General features: G+C 72.0%; 12 protein-coding genes. 3 read left to right on the forward strand and 9 right to left on the reverse strand.

All coding sequences use genetic code 11. From position 1 onward, the window contains the following. Positions 1-83: 83 nt before the first annotated feature. The 3 genes from WME90_RS05125 to WME90_RS05135 all read left to right on the forward strand — a co-directional run bounded on the left by WME90_RS05125 (position 84) and on the right by WME90_RS05135 (position 5,055). Positions 84-1,361, forward strand: coding sequence for a hypothetical protein (locus tag WME90_RS05125; RefSeq protein ID WP_437279940.1), 1,278 nt, complete (start codon positions 84-86; stop codon positions 1,359-1,361). 270 nt (positions 1,362-1,631) lie between these two features. Next, the gene (locus WME90_RS05130) at positions 1,632-3,428 is read left to right on the forward strand and encodes an AMP-dependent synthetase/ligase (RefSeq protein WP_437279941.1); all 1,797 of its coding nucleotides are present in this window, start codon (positions 1,632-1,634) and stop codon (positions 3,426-3,428) included. 121 nt (positions 3,429-3,549) lie between these two features. Continuing rightward, positions 3,550-5,055 carry a hypothetical protein gene (locus WME90_RS05135; RefSeq protein ID WP_437279942.1) on the forward strand — a complete coding sequence of 502 codons (1,506 nt, stop codon included), beginning with the start codon at positions 3,550-3,552 and terminating at the stop codon, positions 5,053-5,055. Positions 5,056-5,096: 41 nt separating this feature from the next. On the opposite strand, the gene WME90_RS05140 is transcribed toward WME90_RS05135, so the two are convergent. The 9 genes from WME90_RS05140 to WME90_RS05180 form a co-directional block, all read right to left on the reverse strand. Next, a complete protein-coding gene (locus tag WME90_RS05140) occupies positions 5,097-5,819 on the reverse strand; it encodes a glutathione peroxidase (RefSeq protein WP_437279943.1) in 723 nt (240 codons plus the stop codon). A gap of 269 nt (positions 5,820-6,088) precedes the next feature. Continuing rightward, positions 6,089-7,273 (reverse strand): methylated-DNA--[protein]-cysteine S-methyltransferase, encoded by a 1,185-nt coding sequence (locus WME90_RS05145; RefSeq protein WP_437279944.1) that lies wholly within the window; start codon positions 7,271-7,273, stop codon positions 6,089-6,091. A gap of 45 nt (positions 7,274-7,318) precedes the next feature. Then, entirely contained in the window at positions 7,319-8,161 is an 843-nt protein-coding gene (locus WME90_RS05150) for an AraC family transcriptional regulator (RefSeq protein ID WP_437279945.1), read from the reverse strand. Positions 8,162-8,346: 185 nt separating this feature from the next. Then, on the reverse strand, positions 8,347-8,760 hold the full coding sequence (locus WME90_RS05155; RefSeq protein WP_437279946.1) for a PAAR-like domain-containing protein: 414 nt from the start codon (positions 8,758-8,760) through the stop codon (positions 8,347-8,349). 14 nt (positions 8,761-8,774) lie between these two features. Continuing rightward, a complete protein-coding gene (locus WME90_RS05160) occupies positions 8,775-9,650 on the reverse strand; it encodes a DUF3540 domain-containing protein (RefSeq protein ID WP_437279947.1) in 876 nt (291 codons plus the stop codon). Between the two features lie 20 nt (positions 9,651-9,670). Beyond that, positions 9,671-11,665 carry a pentapeptide repeat-containing protein gene (locus tag WME90_RS05165; RefSeq protein WP_437279948.1) on the reverse strand — a complete coding sequence of 665 codons (1,995 nt, stop codon included), beginning with the start codon at positions 11,663-11,665 and terminating at the stop codon, positions 9,671-9,673. Then, positions 11,662-14,088, reverse strand: coding sequence for a DUF2169 family type VI secretion system accessory protein (locus WME90_RS05170; RefSeq protein WP_437279949.1), 2,427 nt, complete (start codon positions 14,086-14,088; stop codon positions 11,662-11,664). Before WME90_RS05170 ends, WME90_RS05165 begins: the two co-directional genes overlap by 4 nt. A gap of 7 nt (positions 14,089-14,095) precedes the next feature. Further along, a complete protein-coding gene (locus tag WME90_RS05175; RefSeq protein WP_437279950.1) occupies positions 14,096-15,883 on the reverse strand; it encodes a hypothetical protein in 1,788 nt (595 codons plus the stop codon). A gap of 31 nt (positions 15,884-15,914) precedes the next feature. Beyond that, positions 15,915-16,583 carry a COMM domain-containing protein gene (locus WME90_RS05180; RefSeq protein ID WP_437279951.1) on the reverse strand — a complete coding sequence of 223 codons (669 nt, stop codon included), beginning with the start codon at positions 16,581-16,583 and terminating at the stop codon, positions 15,915-15,917. Between the last annotated feature and the right edge of the window lie 9 nt (positions 16,584-16,592).

Below are 16,592 nucleotides of genomic sequence, written 5' to 3' on the forward strand. Positions count from 1 at the left end.
TCGCCAAGGTGGTTGCGCTTCGTCGCACGATTGCACAGGATCGAGGCTCGCTCGTGCGGACGCTTCGCCCTGGAGACCCTCCGATGCATTCCACGTTACGTCGGCCGCTCGCCCTCGCTTTCAGCCTCACGCTCGTGATCGCTTGTTCGCCGCAGGTCAGGGAGTTCTCAGGCGCCGGTGATGGAGGCGCCGGCGCGGGGATCGGCGGCGCGGGCGGCGGCGGCGGTCCGGGCGGCGCGGGCGGCAGCGGCGCAGCGGGCGGCAGCGGCGGCGAGGGCGGCAGCGGCGGCGCGGGCGGCAGCGGCGCAGCGGGCGGCAGCGGCGGCGAGGGCGGCAGCGGTGGCGCAGGCGCGACGAGCGCTTCGTCGAGCGCGTCGACAGGTCCTTGTATGTCCCCGGCGGTGACATGCGAAGGACAGTGCGTCGACACACAGAGCAGCCCGGAGCACTGCGGCGAATGCGGCCATGACTGCCAGGGCGGGGCGTGTCACGCCGGCCGGTGCGAGCCGGTCGCGCTGGCCACGGGGCAGCGGGACGTGTACAGCATCGCGGTAGGCCCGATGGCGGTGTTCTGGACCGCGAAATCGAGCGGCAACGTCATGTCGGTGCCGCTCGCGGGGGGGCCCCCCATGGCGCTGGCGACGGGCCAGCGGAACCCGGAGTGCATCGCCGTCGACCCGAACGGGGTCTACTGGTCGACCATCTTCGTCCCCGATGCGGCGCTCAAGCTGCTGCCGCGCGGCACGACGGTGGAGCAGGTGCTCTACCAGGGCACGAACAAGGTGAACGACTTCGTCGTGCGCCGCGGGGTCGTCACCTGGATCGACTTCGCCGACGGAAAGGGCAATGTCTCCTCGATGCCGGCCGGCGGGGGGCGCATCACCAACCACGCGAACGGCCAGATGAACCCTCGCGGCGTCGCGGTCGACGACAACAACGTCTACTGGACGAACAACTATGGCGGCGATACGGGCGTCCGGAAGCACGAGCTCGCGACCTCCACGACCACGGTGCTCGCGTCCATGCAGGGGTTCCCGTTCGCCATCGCGGTCGACGGGAGCAACGTTTACTGGAGCAACCTCGACAACGGGACGCTGATGTCGGTGCCCATCGCCGGCGGCGCGCCGGCGGTGATCGCCGCCGGACAGGGCAGGATCACCGACATCGCGATCGACGAGAGCGGGATTTACTGGGTCGACAGCGCGAACGGGACGATCATGGCGCTCCGGCGGGGGAGCACCACCCCGATCACCCTCGCGACCGGACAGACGAGCCCGTGGACCATCGCGGTGGACGCGACGAGCGTCTACTGGGGAACCAACGACTTCAGCAGCGGCGCCGTCATGAAGGTCGCCAAGTAACCCGAGCGGGGCGCGCCGACGAGGCGGCCCGTTACGCGGTCCTGGCGGGCGACCGCGCGGCCGAGGCCCTCGCCCTCGAGCGCCACGCGCAGCGGCCGCGGCGCGGGGCGGCCACGCCGAACCGTGGCGCTCGGGCCGGCGCGGGAGGCAGGCGCGGCGGCTCGCCGCCGGCGGCCCGAGGCGCTCCTCGACGCGGATTGACAATGCCCCGGCGGCTCCCGCATCCTGGTCACCCCGCGACCCCCTAGGCTTTGAGCCGCAGGAGATGCCATGAGCACCGTCCTCCACCGTCTGGAACAGTGGGCTAACGAATCTCCCGAGGCACCGGCCCAGCGCTACAAATCTCAAGGCGAGTGGAAGACGCTGACAGCGCGCGAGTACCGTGACCGGGTCCACCACCTCGCGCTCTTCCTCGAGTCCAAGGGCTTCGACGTGAGCCAGGTCGGGGCGATCCTCTCGTACAACTGCCCGCAGTGGGTCCACGTCGACCTGGCGGCGCTGCTCGTCGGGGGCAAGTCGGCGGGGCTCTACCCGAACTCCACGGCGAAAGACATCCAGTACATCCTGACGCACACCGAGGCGACGCTGCTCTCGGTGCAAAACAAGGACTACTTTCAGAAGATCTCCGGGGAGAAGGGCGAGTATTCCGTCCCTGACAGCGTGAAGTGGATCCTCGTCTTCGATGGGGACACGTCGATCTCTCCCAACGCGATCTCGTACGAACAGGCGCTGGCCGAGGGCCGCGCGCTCGCGGGGCAGCCGGGCGCGAAGACGTTCGCCGACTACCTGGCGAAGATCGATCCCAGGGCGGGCGCGTTCCTGATCTACACCTCGGGTACGACGGGCAACCCCAAGGGGGCCATGCTCTCGCACGACAACCTGGCTTACACGGCCGACATCGCCGTGAAGTACTGGAACCTGCCGTTCGCGCGCGGCTCGATGTTCTCGTTCCTCCCGCTCTGCCATATCGCCGAGAAGCTGCAGTGCGTCGGGGCCGGCCTTACCCAGCGTTATACCGTCAACTTCTGCTCGAAGTTCGAGAACGTCTCTCTCGAGCTCCCCCAGGTGCAGCCCACGCTGCTGCTCTGCGTGCCGCGGCTCTGGGAGAAGATGATGGAAGGCGTGATGGCGAAGGTGCGCGGCGGCAAGGGCGCCAAGAAGAAGCTGGCGGAGTGGGCGCTCGCCGTGGGCGCGCGCGTGGCCGAGGCGAAGTACGCGCAGCGCGCGCCGAGCCCGCTCGACGCCCTGCAGCTCAAGCTCGCCGACAAGCTCGTGCTGGGCAAGGTGCGCGCGGCGCTCGGCCTGGGCAAGGCCGAGGTGCTCGCCTCGGGCGCGGCGGCGCTCGCGCCGCACATCTCGACGTGGTTCCGCGCGCTGGGCCTCGAGATCCTCGAGGACTTCGGCCAGACCGAGTCGACAGGCGTCATCTGCATGACCGAGCCTGGCATCGAGAGCGCGGGGACCGTGGGCAAGCCCGTGCCGGGCGTCGAGTTCAAGCTGGCCGACGACGGCGAGATCCTGACGCGCGGCCGGCACGTGTTCGTGGGCTATTACAAGGACAAGGCAGCGACGGAGGCCGCGCTCGACGACGGCTGGCTGCACACGGGCGATCTCGGCGAGTGGAACGACCGCGGGCAGCTCAAGATCCGGGGCCGCAAGAAGGAGATCCTCAAGACGTCGGGCGGCAAGATGATCGCGCCGCTCCCGATCGAGGAGAAGCTCAAGGCGGCGGAGATCATCAGCCAGGTGTGCATGGTGGGCGACGGCCGCAAGTACCTCTCGGCGCTGATCACGCTGACCGAGGGCAAGCTCGCCGAGCTGAAGGAGCGTGGCGCCCTGAGCAGCGACGCCGCGATCACGAGCCCCGAGGTCGTCGGCCAGGTGAAGGTGCACATCGACGCCCTGAACTCGGAGCTCGCCAGCTTCGAGCAGATCAAGCGGTTCACCGTCCTCGGGCGCGAGTTCTCGGTGCAGGACGGCGAGATGACGCCGACGCTCAAGATGAAGCGCAACGTGATCGAGCAGCGCTTCCGCAGGACCATCGACGAGATGTATCCCCCCGAGTGAGCGGGGCCGCGGGGCCGTGGGGCCTAGCAAGCGCGGGGGGCGCCTGCTCGATACGAGATCGTCTGGCTGTGCTCGTATCCGGAGCGGGTGAGCGCAGCTCGTCAAGTGGGAGGGAAAAGGCATGAGTCAATCAAGAAGCCACCTCGTCCTCGTGCCCGGCTTTGCGGGCTTCGATATCCTGGGCTCGGTCTCCTATTACTACGGCGTCACGGAGGTCCTCCGGAAGGCGGCTGCCGGGGCGTATCGGGCGCCTCTCTCGGTGCATTGCTTCGCGAACGTGCCCACGGCGAGCGTGGACACGCGCGCGCACGGGCTCCTTCACTGGCTCGCGGATCGGTTCAGGAAGGGGGTGTTCTACGGGGACGTGGGCAGTGACCAGCGGGACTGCCTCCATCTCGTCGGCCACTCGACGGGCGGGAGGGATATCAAGACGCTCATGCTCTTGCTCCTCGCCGCGGCCGAGCAGGACCAGACGGTCTACGGCGTCCCGGCGAGGACCATCCTCGAGAGCATCTGCTCGATCCAGTTCCTCTCGACGCCGCACCGCGGGACGAACCTCGCGCACGTCTTCCGTCGGTGGAGGCCTGGCGTCATGTCCACGGCCGGAGTCGCCCACGGTCTGCTCAGCCTGGCTGGCCAGAAGAACGCGAGCGTCACGGCCCGACTCGCCAGGACGGCCCTGCGGACGCTCGGCCACTCGGATGGCATCGCGCGCGCCGCCCTCGACACGATCGATCGCTTCCACGCCGCGAAGCGCGACGGCCTCTCCATGGCCGAGGCGCGCAGCCGGTACTTCGACGTGCTCTGCTGGTTGCTGAACGTCGCCGAGGACACCGGGGCCTTCGACGATCTCGATCCGCTGTCGTCCTCAGGCGCGACGCGGCGCGACGCGGGCCATTCCCGGCGTCGCCTGGCCGTGAGCAGCGGCGCCACCTGGCGGCGCGAGCTCGCGGCCTGCGCCGAGAGCGCGAGGAAGACAGGGAAAGCCGGGCTGCTCGGGGCCGAGCTCGAGGAGGACCTGAGCGACTACTACAGGCAGAAGGGCATCGCGCTCCGGTCGATCGTCACCAGAGCGAAGCGCGATCCGGGCGGGGCGTTCCTGGGCATCTTCAGCCTCCTTTACGGCATCACGGCCGACGTGACGAGTCGTCCGCGGGTGGTCGAGGCCCTCGGGCCATCCTGCGCCGTCCCCTGGCTCGATGACCCGAGCCGGAGCGAGCGGCTCACGCCCGAGATGAACGACGGGATCGTCAACTCTGTATCGATGGTCTACCCGGACGCGGCGCACAGCGTGCTCGTCGACGCCGACCACGCAGACGTCATGGGCCATTATCGCTTCATCGATCCGGAGGACGGCGACGGGGCCGACCCGAGCTACGGCGGCTACGACCTGCTCCAGTCCCGCTCCGGCTTCGATCAGAGCCAGTTCAACACGCTCTGGCAGAGCATCGGGGAGTTTGCGATGGCGAGCGACAGGTGCGCGACCGCTTCGCGGCGCACGCCGGCCGTCGTCCCCGCGGGGGCGCCGGCGGTGTCCCCGGCCTCGGCGGCGGCTCCCGCGCCGGCCTCGGCGCCGGCGGTGACCCATTTCCGCGCCGAGCCCTCGGATCCCGAGGGCGGCGCGTAGGCGCCCCCCGGCGGCGGGGGCGCCCAGGCCGCCTTCGTGGGTCAGGCCTTCGCGAGGTAGGCTTCGAGCTCGTCGGCGCCGCCGATGTGCTTGCCGTCGACGAAGACCTGCGGGGTCGTGCCCTTGCCGCTCACCGCGCGCAGGCGGCGCGGCGAGGCCGCCACCTCCTCGTAAGGAATGCTCCGCGCGTCGAGGAGCTTCTTCGCCTTGGCGCAGTATCCACACCCCGGCTTCGTGAACAGCAGCACGTCGTGCGGCGCCTTCGACGACGGATCCAGGTGCTTCAACATCGTGTCCGCGTCCGACACATCGAAGGGATCACCCTCCACCTCGGGCTCGATGAACATCTTCTTGATCACGCCGTCGTCGACCAGCATCGAATAGCGCCACGAGCGCTTGCCGAACCCGAGGTTCGCCTTGTCGACGAGCATGCCCATCTTCTCGGAGAACTCCCCGTTCCCGTCGGGCAGGAATAGGACCTTGTCCGCCTCCTGCGCCTTGCACCACTCATCCATCACGAACGCGTCGTTCACGGACACGCACGCGATCGTGTCCACCCCGCGCCGCTTGAACTCTTCCGCGAGCTCGTTGTAGCGCGGCACGTGGCTGCTCGAGCAGGTCGGCGTGAAGGCGCCCGGCAGCGCGAACACCACGACCTTCTTGCCAGTGAACACCTCCTTGGTGGTCACGTCCTTCCACTGACCGTCGACACGGGTGCGAAACGTGACATCCGGAACGCGCTGCCCTTCGAGGTTCTTCAGCATGACTGTCGTGCTCCTCCGGTGCTCTTGTCGTTGCCATCGGCGATGGCAACGTTGTTCAACGTCGTGCGGCGCTCCACGCGGCGCTCTCGGGCCGGCGAGAACTTAATCCCGCGCCTCGACGCGGGCCAGCCGTCGCGCGTCGCTCCAGAGGCCGGCGCGCCGGCTCGAACCGGGCTGGACAGAACGCCGCGGCGCGCGAGCAGGCGCCGGCGATCGGACGCGCGAGCAGGCGCCCCTCCGGGCTGCTCCAGCGCCGCCGCGGCGAGGCGTCAGCCGCCCCGCGCCAGATCCACCGCGCGCCAGAGGTACCAGCTCGCCACCGTGCGGTACGGCTTCCACCGCGCGCCGCGCTTCTCGAGATCCTTGCGCGCCGTCGGCTCGGGTCGCTTGAACGCGATCGTGAACCCCTTGCGGATGCCGTAGTCGTCCACGGGGAGCACGTCCGAGCGGCCGAGGCGGAACATGAGGAGCATCTCCACCGTCCACCGGCCGATGCCGCGCACCCGCGTGAGGCGCTCGATGATCGCCTCGTCCTCCATGCCGTGGACCTCGGCGAGCGTGGGGAGCTCGCCGTCCTCCGTCCTCCGGGCGAGGTCGCGCAGCGAGAGGAGCTTCGCCTGCGAGAGGCCGGCGCCGCGGAGCTTCTCGTCGGACACGCGCAGGAGCTGCGCGGGCGTCGGGCCCTCGTGCGCTTGCGGGAAGAGCGCGCGCACGCGCGCGAAGATGGTCGCGGCGGCCTTGCCGGTGAGCTGCTGGTAGACGATCGACTCCGCGAGCGCGACGAACAGGCTCGACGTCCTGTCGAGCCGCATGGCGAAGGGCCCGACCGCGTCGATGAGGCGCCCGAGCGCCGCGTCGGACGCGCGCAGGTGCTCGACGGCGGCGCCCGGATCGAAGCCGAAGGCGCCGCCGCCGGGCGAGGTCGAGGGGGCGCCGCGCGCCTGGCCGCTCTCGATCGCGAGGAGGCGGAGCTTCGTCGTGACGCCGCCGTTCGCGGAGAAGCCGCCGACCTTGCCGCCGGCGGCGAGCACGCGGTGGCACGGCACGACGATCGCGAACGGGTTCCGCCCGAGCGCCTGCCCCACGGCGCGCGCCGAGCCGACCGCCCCGAGGCGCGCCGCGAGCTCGCCGTACGTCAGCGTGGCGCCCGGCGGGATGGCGCGCGCGGCCTCGTAGACGCGGCGGTGGAAAGGCGGCACGCGATCCATGTCGAGCGCGACGGCGGACAGATCGCTCGCCTCGCCGCGCAGGAGCGCGACGATCGCGTCGACCGCGCGCTGCACCTCGGGCGGCGGCGCCGCCGCCTGCGCGCCTGGCAAGCGCTGGAGCAGGCGCGCCCGCGTCTCGGGCTCGCGCGCCTCCGGGAGCTGCAAGGCGGCGACGCCGCGCTCACCCCACGCGATGCCGCAGCGGCCGATCGCCGTGTCGAACAGGAGAAAGCCGTGTGCTGTCATGAGGGTCCACGCGGGCAGGCAGGGCCCCCGCGTCCGGCGGACATCCTAGGAGCGCGCGGCGAGTCGGTCTTGGAAGATCTTGCGATCCCCTCTCGCCGCCTTCCTGAAGCCGCGGGGCGAGACGCCGGCCGCGCGGTGGAAGGTGCGGACGAAGTTGGAGAGGTCGCCGAAGCCGACGTCGAGCGCGATGTCGGTGATCGACCGGGCGCCGTCGGCGAGGAGGCGCGCCGCGCGGCGCAGCCGGGCGCGGACCAGGTACTGGTGCGGGGTCACGCCAAGGACCTTCCCGAAGAGCCGCAGGAAGTGGAACGGGCTGAGCCCGACCTCCCGCGCGGCGCCCTCGAGGTCGACGGGCTCGTGCGCGTGCTCGTCCAGCCAGAGCGCCGCCTCGACCGCGCGGCGGCGGTCGCGCGCCCCGGTGTTCGGCGGCCTCCGCTTCCGGCCGGAGGCGACCTCGACGAGGCGGGCGGCGAGGAGCACCCCCACCTCGTCGAGGCCCATGTCGCTCCTGCCCTCGGCGGCCGCCTGCGCGAGCTCGCCGAGCACCATGAGCTCGGGCAGCGGCGGCAGGCCGCCGGTCCGGAACGCGCCGCCGCGGTCGCCGAGCGCCTCGACCAGCGCCGGCGCGAGCTGGAAGGACAGGCACTCGTCGCCGACGACGTGCTCGTGCGTGCACGTGTACTCGTCGCCGGGGTGGCCGATCAGCAGCGACCCGGCCACCAGCTCGAACGTCTCCCCCCGGACGCGGTAACCGAAGCTGCCCTTGCGCACGTAGGCGACGGAGAAGCCGCGGTGGAGCTCGACGAACGGCGCGTCACCGGGGCCGGAGCAGCACCGGTAGTCGAGCACCGAGATGGCCTCGCCCCGCGCCAGCGTCGTGACCTCCATGGTCCACCGACTGTATCTGCGGCGGCGAGGCCGGGCAACGCGCCCAGCGCCCACGCTGCGTCGCCGCGAGTCGGCCGTGCCAGGTGCATCGAGGATCGAGCGCGCCCGTGCGCCGCGCGCCGCCCGTGTGCGCTGATCCGGCGAGGGAGCCGAGCGCGAGGCGGCTCAGGGGATCCCGCCCCGGCCTACATCGCGACAGACACCTTCGTCTGCGATGGAGACGAGTGCACGCCGGCGGGCATGTTGGCGTTCGTCCCGTTGTGCGCGGTCATGCACGTCTGGAAGACGACCGGCTGCCCCTCCACCTTGACCTTGGCAGACCCCTGCTTGAACTGCACAGGGCCCTTGATCGTGCCGGAAACCACGCCTCCCGCCGCGCCGGCCTCGTCGCCGGCGCTCATCGGGATCACCGTTTGCTTTGTGATCACCGGCTGGTTCAACACCTTTACCTTCTTCGCGCAGGTCCCCGGGTTGGCCTGCACGAGCTGCGCGGTGTTCGGGTAGGGCACCGGCACGGGCGGGGCCGGCGGCGCCGGGGTCTTGCACGTGTCCGGGAAGGCCTCGCAGGTCCCTCCCTGCTTTGTCGCGATGGGAAACATCGGCCCTCCTCCGCTCATCCGAGGTGGATGCGCTTGCCGTCAATCTTCACGTCGTCCTCGGCCTCGATCGAGGTGTGACCACCCTTGACCGAGTAGGCCCCGGAGGCGCGCGTGCGCACGCGTCCGGCCAGGACCTCGTCGAGGTCCTCGACGCGGCGGAAGGAGCGCTTGAGCCGCTCGAGGACGTGGACCGCGACCGTCTCCATCCGATCCGCCACCACCTTGACCTGCTCGACCGCTGCCGATAGCTGGACGCCTCGATAGCTCGCCTCCGCGAAGAGCACCTCGGCCCGCTCGCCGACGAGCTTCAGCGTGCGGGCGCCGAGGCGCATCTCGGTCTGCCCCAGCGCGAGCGACGGCCGAGCGCTTGCCTCCCCGTCGCCGGCCTCCAGCGCCACCCCGCCCGCGCCGCGGCATCGGATCGCGCCCCCGGCGACGAGCTCGATGTTCCCCTGCGGCGCGGAGAGCGCGAGATCGCCTGCGGGCACGGAGAGCAGGCCGCGGCCCAGATCGGGGCGATACTCGAAGACAAGGCGCCCGGCCGGGTCGCGCACCTCGATGCGCTCGCGCTCGCCGTCGGTGGACACGGCCGTCGAGGCGCCGGACCGCGTGGTGAGCCGTCGCTCCGACGCAGGGACCACCTCGTCGCCGAGCACGCCGATGACGTAGCAGAGCTCGAGGTCCTCTCCGGTCACCAGCACACGGCTGCCCACCTCGATCCGGGGCACCGGTGAGATCGCCACCTCCGCGCCCAGCTCGAGAGCGCGGCCCTCGTGCTCGACGCGCACCACGCACCGCCGCTCGCTCGCGACCTCGACCACGGCGGCGCGCCGCACGTAGCTCGTGGTCGCTTCCCTCGGGCTCACGCTGGATACGGCAAGCTTCGACATCGTCCCTCCGCCTCGGGTGACTACGCGCTGGGCGGCTGCCAGTCCTCGGCAGCGGCCAGATCCGGATCGGTGCCCCGGGCCCGCTCGCGGTTCGCGAGCGCCCAGATCGCGCCGGGATCGTCGATCCGGTGCAGGTTGGCGCCCTCCACGTCGGCCTGCGTGAAGTCCGCGCGCGCGAGCCGCGCGTGCGAGAGATCGGCGTAGCCCAGCCGAGCCCCGCGGAAGAGCGCGCGCGGGGCCTCGACGCGCACCAGGATGGCCTCGCGTAGATCGGCCTGGGCCAGGTTCGCGCCCTCGAGCGTCGCCCCCTCGAGGTACGCCATGCGGAGGTTGGTCTCGCGCAGGTCGGCCTGCTTCAGATCGCTCCCGCTGAAGTTCGTGGCCTCGGCGTTGGCGCCGCTCATCGTCGCGCGGCGCAGCGCCGCGCCGCCGGCGTCCGCGCGGGTCAGCGTGGCGCCGTCGAGCCGCGCTCCCGTGAGGTCGGCGCCGGAGAGATCGGCGTCGGTGAGATCGGCTCCCGACAGGTCGACGCCGCGGAGGTTGGCGCCCGCGAGGCGGCAGCGCACGAACGCGTTGGCCTGGAGCCTGATCTTCGACAGATCGGCGCCGGAGAGATCGACGCCCGTGAACCTGGCCCGCCGGAGATCGGCGCCCGCGAGCCGCGCTCCCGCGAGCCTGCTCGTCCGGAGCTGGGCCCCGGCAAGGCTCGCGCCTTCGAGGTCGGCGCCGCTCGCGTCGCACCGCTCGAGCGCCGCGCCGGCGAGGCTCGCGCGCGAGAGCTTCGCGCCGGTGAGCGTGCCGTCGGCGAGCGACGTACGGTCCAGCACCGCGCCCGTCAGGTCGGCCCTTGCGAGATCGACGCCCTGCGCCGAGATCCCGCGCAGCTCGGCGCCGGCGAGGATCGCGCCGGCGAGGTCGGCCCCGTCCAGGATCGCGCCGTCGAGCTTGGCGCCGGCGAGCTTCGCCGCCGACAGCGAGGAGTTGGCCAGGCGCGCCCGCCGGAGATCGGCGCCGCCGAGCTCACACCCGCGGAGGTCGGCGCCGGTGAGATCGACGCCCGCGAGCTTCGCGAAGGCCAGGTCGCTCCCCGCGAGCTCGGCCCGTGCGAAGCTGCCGCCGGTGAGATCCATGCCGCGGAGGTCGCAGCGCGCGAGCCGGCCGCCGCCGTGATCGCCCGCGAGCGCGCCCAGCGCGGAGAGCGACATGCCCTCCAGCCGGAGGCGGTCGACCCGCGCGCCCGCGAGCGGCGGCGCCGCGGGGGTGACCTCGACGAGGGCCGCGCCGTCGAGGTGCGCCCCGTCGAACGACGCGCCCCCGAGGTCGCAGCGCTCGATCCGCGCGGCGCGGAGGGTCGCGCGGTCGAGGCGTACCGCGGAGAGGTCGCAGCCCGAGAGCGCGGTCTCCGCGAGGTGCGCGCCCGAGAGGTCCGCGCCGGCGAGCTTACCGTCGCTGATGAAGGCCCTGTCGAGCCGCGCTCCCGCGAGAGACGCCCCGGTGAGCGTGCAGCGCTCGAGGATCGCGCCGGTGAGATCAGCGCCCGCGAGCCGCGCCCCGGCGAGATCGACCCCCTCGAGCACGGCCCCCTGGAGCCCCGCGCCCGTGAGATCAGCGCTCCCCAGATCGAGGAGCCGGCGCTGCAAGCCTCGCACGCCCGCGCCGGCGAGCGCGTCGATCTGCTCGCGCGCGAGCGCGGCGGCGTCGAGCGGGATCTCCACGACGGCCTCGCGATCCACCGCCACGTCGAGCGAGCTGAAGACCGCGCCCGCGAGATCGGCGCCCGCGAGCTTCGCGCCGTGGAGGTCGCACGAGATGAACATCGCCCCTGCGAGCCGCGCCCCCGAGAGATCTGCGCCGGCGAGGCGAACGCGATGGAGCACCACCTTCTCGAGGGGCGCGCCGCGGAGATCGGCGCCGGCGAGATCGACCTCCGGCAACACCGGCGGATCGGACGCCGGGCTCGCGCGGAGGCGGTCGAGCAGGCCCGCCACGTCGTCGCCGGTGGCGCCCGCGGTCATCCCGTGCTCCGCCCGGCGAGCTTTGTCGCCTTGAGGTTCGCGCCCTCGAGCCGCGTCCCGGCGAAGATCGCGTCGAGCAGCTCGCACCCGTACAGGTTCGAGTCTCGGACATCGGCCCGGGTCAGATCGGCCTGCTCGAGCGTGCCCTGGAACAGGTTGACCGCGGTGAGCAGCGCCGAGTCGAGCTTCGCCTTGCTCAGGTTGGCGTTCTTGAGGACGGCGCGGTGCAGGTTCGCGCCCGACAGATCCGCGCCCGACAGATCGGCGCGGATCAGGCTCGCGCCGCGCAGATCGGCCTCGCGGAGCGACGCGCCGGTCCAGCTGGACCCGTCGGCCCGCGCCGCGCGGAGGTCGAGGCGCCAGAGCGACGCGCCGTCGACCGCGCGCGCGCCAGTGAGATCGGCCTCCGCCATGGAGACGCGCTCGCCCGAGGCGCCGTAGAGCGAGGCCTCGCGCAGCGACGCGCCGCCGAGCTGCGCGCGATCCAGCGCGCAGCCCGTGAGGTCGGCCCCGTCGAGCGAGGCGCCGCGCAGGTCGGCGGCGGTGAGCGTCGCGCCGCGGAGGCGGGCCCCTGCGGCGCTCGCCCCGCGCGCCCGTACCTCCGTGAGGTTCGCGCCGCCGAGCTCGGCCGCGCGGAGCGACGCGCGCTCGAGGTTGGCCTGCGCGAGCGTCGCGCCCGTGAGGTCGGCCTCGTCGAGCCTGGCGCCCGGGAGCGCCGCGCCGCGGAGGCCGGCCTCCGAGAGGTTCGCCGCGGAGAGGTCCGCGCCCGAGAGGTCGGCGCCGTACAGCTCGGCCTGGACGGCGACGGCGCGCCCGAGCGACGCGCGCGTGAGATCGGCCCGCTCGAGGCGGGCGCCGGTCAGATCGGCGCCGTCGAGGCGCGCGTCCCGGAGGCGCGCGCCCGTGAGATCTGCGCGCGTGAAGACGAGCCCGCGCAGATCGAGCTCCGACAGATCGAGGCCGGCGAGCTTCGCGCGCGCGAAGCTCCCGCCGGCCTTCGCGCGCGCGGCTACGTCCTCGCGCGTGAGCGCCGGCGCCGCGGACGGGTCCTCGGGCGGCGCCGGCCCGTCGAGCAGCGCGGGATCGTGGCCGTGCTCGATCAGCAAGCGCCGCGTCCGCTCGCGCGAGTCGCGCTCGAGGCGGGCCGCGGCCTCGGGGTCGTGCCGCAGCTCCCCGATCACGATCGCGAGGAACGCGTCAGGCGAGGTGACGCCGCGCAGCCGCTCGATCACGTCGCGCGGGACCCCGGATTTCTCGAGCATCGCGCGCGCCTGCTCGAGCCCAGCGGCGATCTCGGGGTCGACCTCGCCAGGCTTGCCCTCCTCGCCCTTCGGCGCCTTCGCCGCGCGCGGCTTGGCCGTGATCTCGGGCGCCGCTGGGCGCTGCCACCACGCGGGCTCGCGGTAGCGCGCGGCCGGGAGCGGCGGCTCCGCGAGCGGCTCGGTCACGAGCAGGATCCGCCGGAGCTCCTCGTGATCGCGCGACGCGATCGGCGTGAGGCCGCGCCAGACGAGGGCGAGCCGGCCCGCGTCCGCGTCGATCCAGAGCGTGTCCAGGTGGAGCTGCACCTCGCGGACCTCGGCCTTGCCGCGCGCCGAGGCCTCAACGAAGCAGCGCGCGCGCAGGCCGGGCAGCCGCGACTCGTAGCGCGGGAGCTCGGGGTGAAGGTTCTCGAGCGCGAGCGCCTCGTCGCCGCGCAGGTAGCCCGCGATCTGCTGGTCGGGCGGGGCGACGTTGAAATAGCCCCAGTCGAAGTCCTCGGGGAGGCCGGGCCAGCGCTCGGTCAGCCAGCGATCGTCGTAGGTGCCGACGCCGGCGGCGCGCTGCGCTAACGTCCGAGCGATCGGGCCGAAGCACGCGGGATCCGGGGTCTGCCGCGGCGAGGTGATGAGGCTGCCCGGCAGCTCCAGGTTGGGCAGCGGCCAGCGCTCGACGCCGGCGGCGCTCTTGACCTTGCCGCGCCCTCGTCCGAACGGGTTCTTCGCGAAGCCCTCGCCGCCGAAGCTCAGCTCGTACCGGAGCGGCATCGCGCGGAACGGCCGCGGCTCGGTCGCGACCTCGCCGTCCCAGACCCGGTCGCCGATCACCGCGATCTGCTTGCGAAGGCGGCCGACCTCGAGCGCGGCGTACGAGATCTGCTGCGCCTCGCCGCGGGGCGTGCGGCAGGTGCCGACCAGGAGCACGTCGGCGCGCGGCTTGAAGTAGGCGAAGTCGGAGGCGTAGAGGAGGCTCTTTCCAGGGGTGTCGTCGAGGTGGCGATCGCTCTCGAGCAGGAGGCGATCGTCCGGCGCGGCGAGCGCGGCGGGCGCGTTCGGCGCCAGCGTGAAGGTGCCTTTGACGATCACCGTCAGGCTGTGCGCAGGTGGCCGCACCCGGCCCGCGAGCCAGCCGAGCTTGAGACCGGTGTCGTTGAGGATCTCCACGCGCGGCCTACTGGATGGTCAGCTCGTTGTTGTTGCCCAGGGTGATCTGTCCGCGGATGTTGGCGCTCGTGCTCGTGAGTCGGACGTCGCCGCCGGTCAACAGCTTCAGGACCGCGCGACTGTCCTCCGTTTGGAGATAAAGATCCTTCCCTGCGTTGACGACGACGTCAGCGTCGACTTGAAGTTCGACAAAGGAGTCCAGGTGGTTCGCGAGCCCCACCTGCCCTGACTGGATGCCGTCGTTGCCCGCGTAGATCAGGCTCTGCGGATTGCCCGCCGCGTCGTTGTGCCGGATGGTGACCGAATCTTTATCCATCTTGATCTCGGACTGCGAGATCGGAGCCCCCGCTTTGTCCTTCAGCGCGACGACCACCGCGGCGATGAGCCCGGCTGCGAAGACGCCGGCCGCGGTGCCGAGGCACCCGGCCGGGGTGGCCGCCACACCGCTGCTGTCGACGGTCCCCGCGGCTGTGCACCCCGAGAGGATCGCCACCGGGACGGCCGTCGCGGCGGCGATCCCCGCGAGCACCAGATTTCGGTTCCCCCCGACGCTCTCGTGATCGGCCTTGATGCGCAGGTGGATCTCCTCGCGCGCCTTGATCTCGTGATCACCCGCCGTGCTGATGTCCTTGCCCGCGACGTTCGAGTACTTGAGGCCCGCGCCGAACTCGACCACGAAGCCCATGCTCGCGGTCAGCGCCAGCGCTAGGCTGAAATCGACCTTGCCGCCGAGGAACACGGTGTTCGTCATGCCGAACATCGCGTCGAACTTGTAGCCGCCGAAGAAGCTCTCGGTGTCGCCGAATGTGTAGGTGTCGCTGGAGTTGTGCCCCATCTCGCGCTTGCGCCAGGTCTTCTTCCCGGCCGCGTACACGTTCTGCTCGAAGAACTCGACCCGGTAGACGGGATCGGCGTTGTACACCTCGAGCGTGCCGGCGCCGAGGTTGAGCCGGTACTTGCCCGCGACCGTGTCGGTTTTGTTGCCGCCGATCACGACCGTCTCGTCCTTCTCGATGCTCTCCCGGTTGTTGCCCCGCACCACCAGCGTCCGGTCGCCGTCGGTGTACTCGAACCAGCCCGGGTAGGTCTTGGCCGGATCTCCGGCGCGGAGCTCACCGGCGTTCTGCACGCCCGTGTCGAGCAGCGCGTTCTCGGTGGTCGAGTCCGACGCGCCGATGCGCAGGTAGCTCGTCTGTGTCCCCGTGGCATCGTCGTAGTCGGGGGTCTTGAGGATGAGCCAGGTCCCGGTGACGCTGTACTGCACGTAGTTGATCGAGGCGCTCACCTCGCTCGACGTGTTCCCCGCGCTGTCCTGGAACTGGGCGCTCACCGTCTTCCGGCCGTAGCCGTCCGACAGCGTCCACCACACGCTGGCGGTCACGGCTTGCCAGTCTCCCCACGCGCCGCTCTCGTTCTTGAGCCGCACCCGCGCGACGGGGGAGCCCGTGTCCGTCGCGTCGAGCGTGAGGGCGACCTGCCGCGTCGCCGTGTCCGCGGCCCCGCCGTTGATCACGATCGACGCGCCCGTCGGGGCCACGGTGTCGAGCGTGATCGAGGCCGACTCGGCGGAGCCGAGCACGGCGGAGCCGCCGCTGCCGAACTGCACCGAGACCGTCTTCGCGCCGTCGCCCGACGGCAGGGTGCGGCTCGCGGAGGTCGAGAGCGGCACCCACGCGCCGAAGGTCGTGCCATCGTCGCTGAACCGCATCTGCGTAGCGCCCGCGGGCGCGGCGAGGGTGAGCGTCACCGACGTCGAGTTGGTGTACGTGGCACCGTTGTTGATCGTGATGCTCATGGCCCTTCTCCGCCGGTGATCGCTGTCCTCGCTATCCCTGCGCCTTCGGCTCGCCGGAGGGTGGCCGCGGCGAGCCGGCGATCACCCGCTCGATCCGGTCGCACGCCTCCTTGATCTGCCCGAGCGCCTGCGGCGCCACGTAGATCGTCGTGCGCTCGTCGCGGCCCCCGTCCCGCAGGCGCAGCGTCAGCACCGCGAGGGGCGCGTCGAGGTAGACGCCCCGGTCCGAGCCGGCGATGCGGTCGACGCGCCAGTCGAGCCCGACCAGCACCTTGCCGTGATCGAAGATCGACTCCTCGAGGATGCCGCGCCGGACGACGGCCTTCGCCGCCTCGTACCACGAGAGCACCGCGACTCCGCCACGCGGGTCGTCGCCCGAGAGCGCCGCGATGTCCTCGGCGACGTCGGCCGCGGGGAGATCGAGGCTGCTGGCGCGGGAGAGCAGGAAGCGGCACACGCGCAGGCTCGCTTGCAGCTCCGGCGCGGCGAGGTCGTAGAGCCGGCAGAACGCCTCCGCGCGCTTCTCCATCGCCGCGTCGACGGAGCCGCCGAGGCTCGGCGCCAGGATCTCCCAGAGGTTCTGGCGGGCCTTGTCCGGCAGCTCCAGGAACCGCCTCCAGTCGCGGACGACGTCGGCGGGCGCGGGCTGGCCGTCGAGGCAGCGGAGGCGCGCCGCGGAAGGAGCGGGGGCTTGGTTCATGCGGGGATC

The sequence above is a fragment of the Sorangium sp. So ce375 genome (assembly GCF_051473855.1).
Taxonomy (GTDB): domain Bacteria; phylum Myxococcota_A; class Polyangia; order Polyangiales; family Polyangiaceae; genus Sorangium.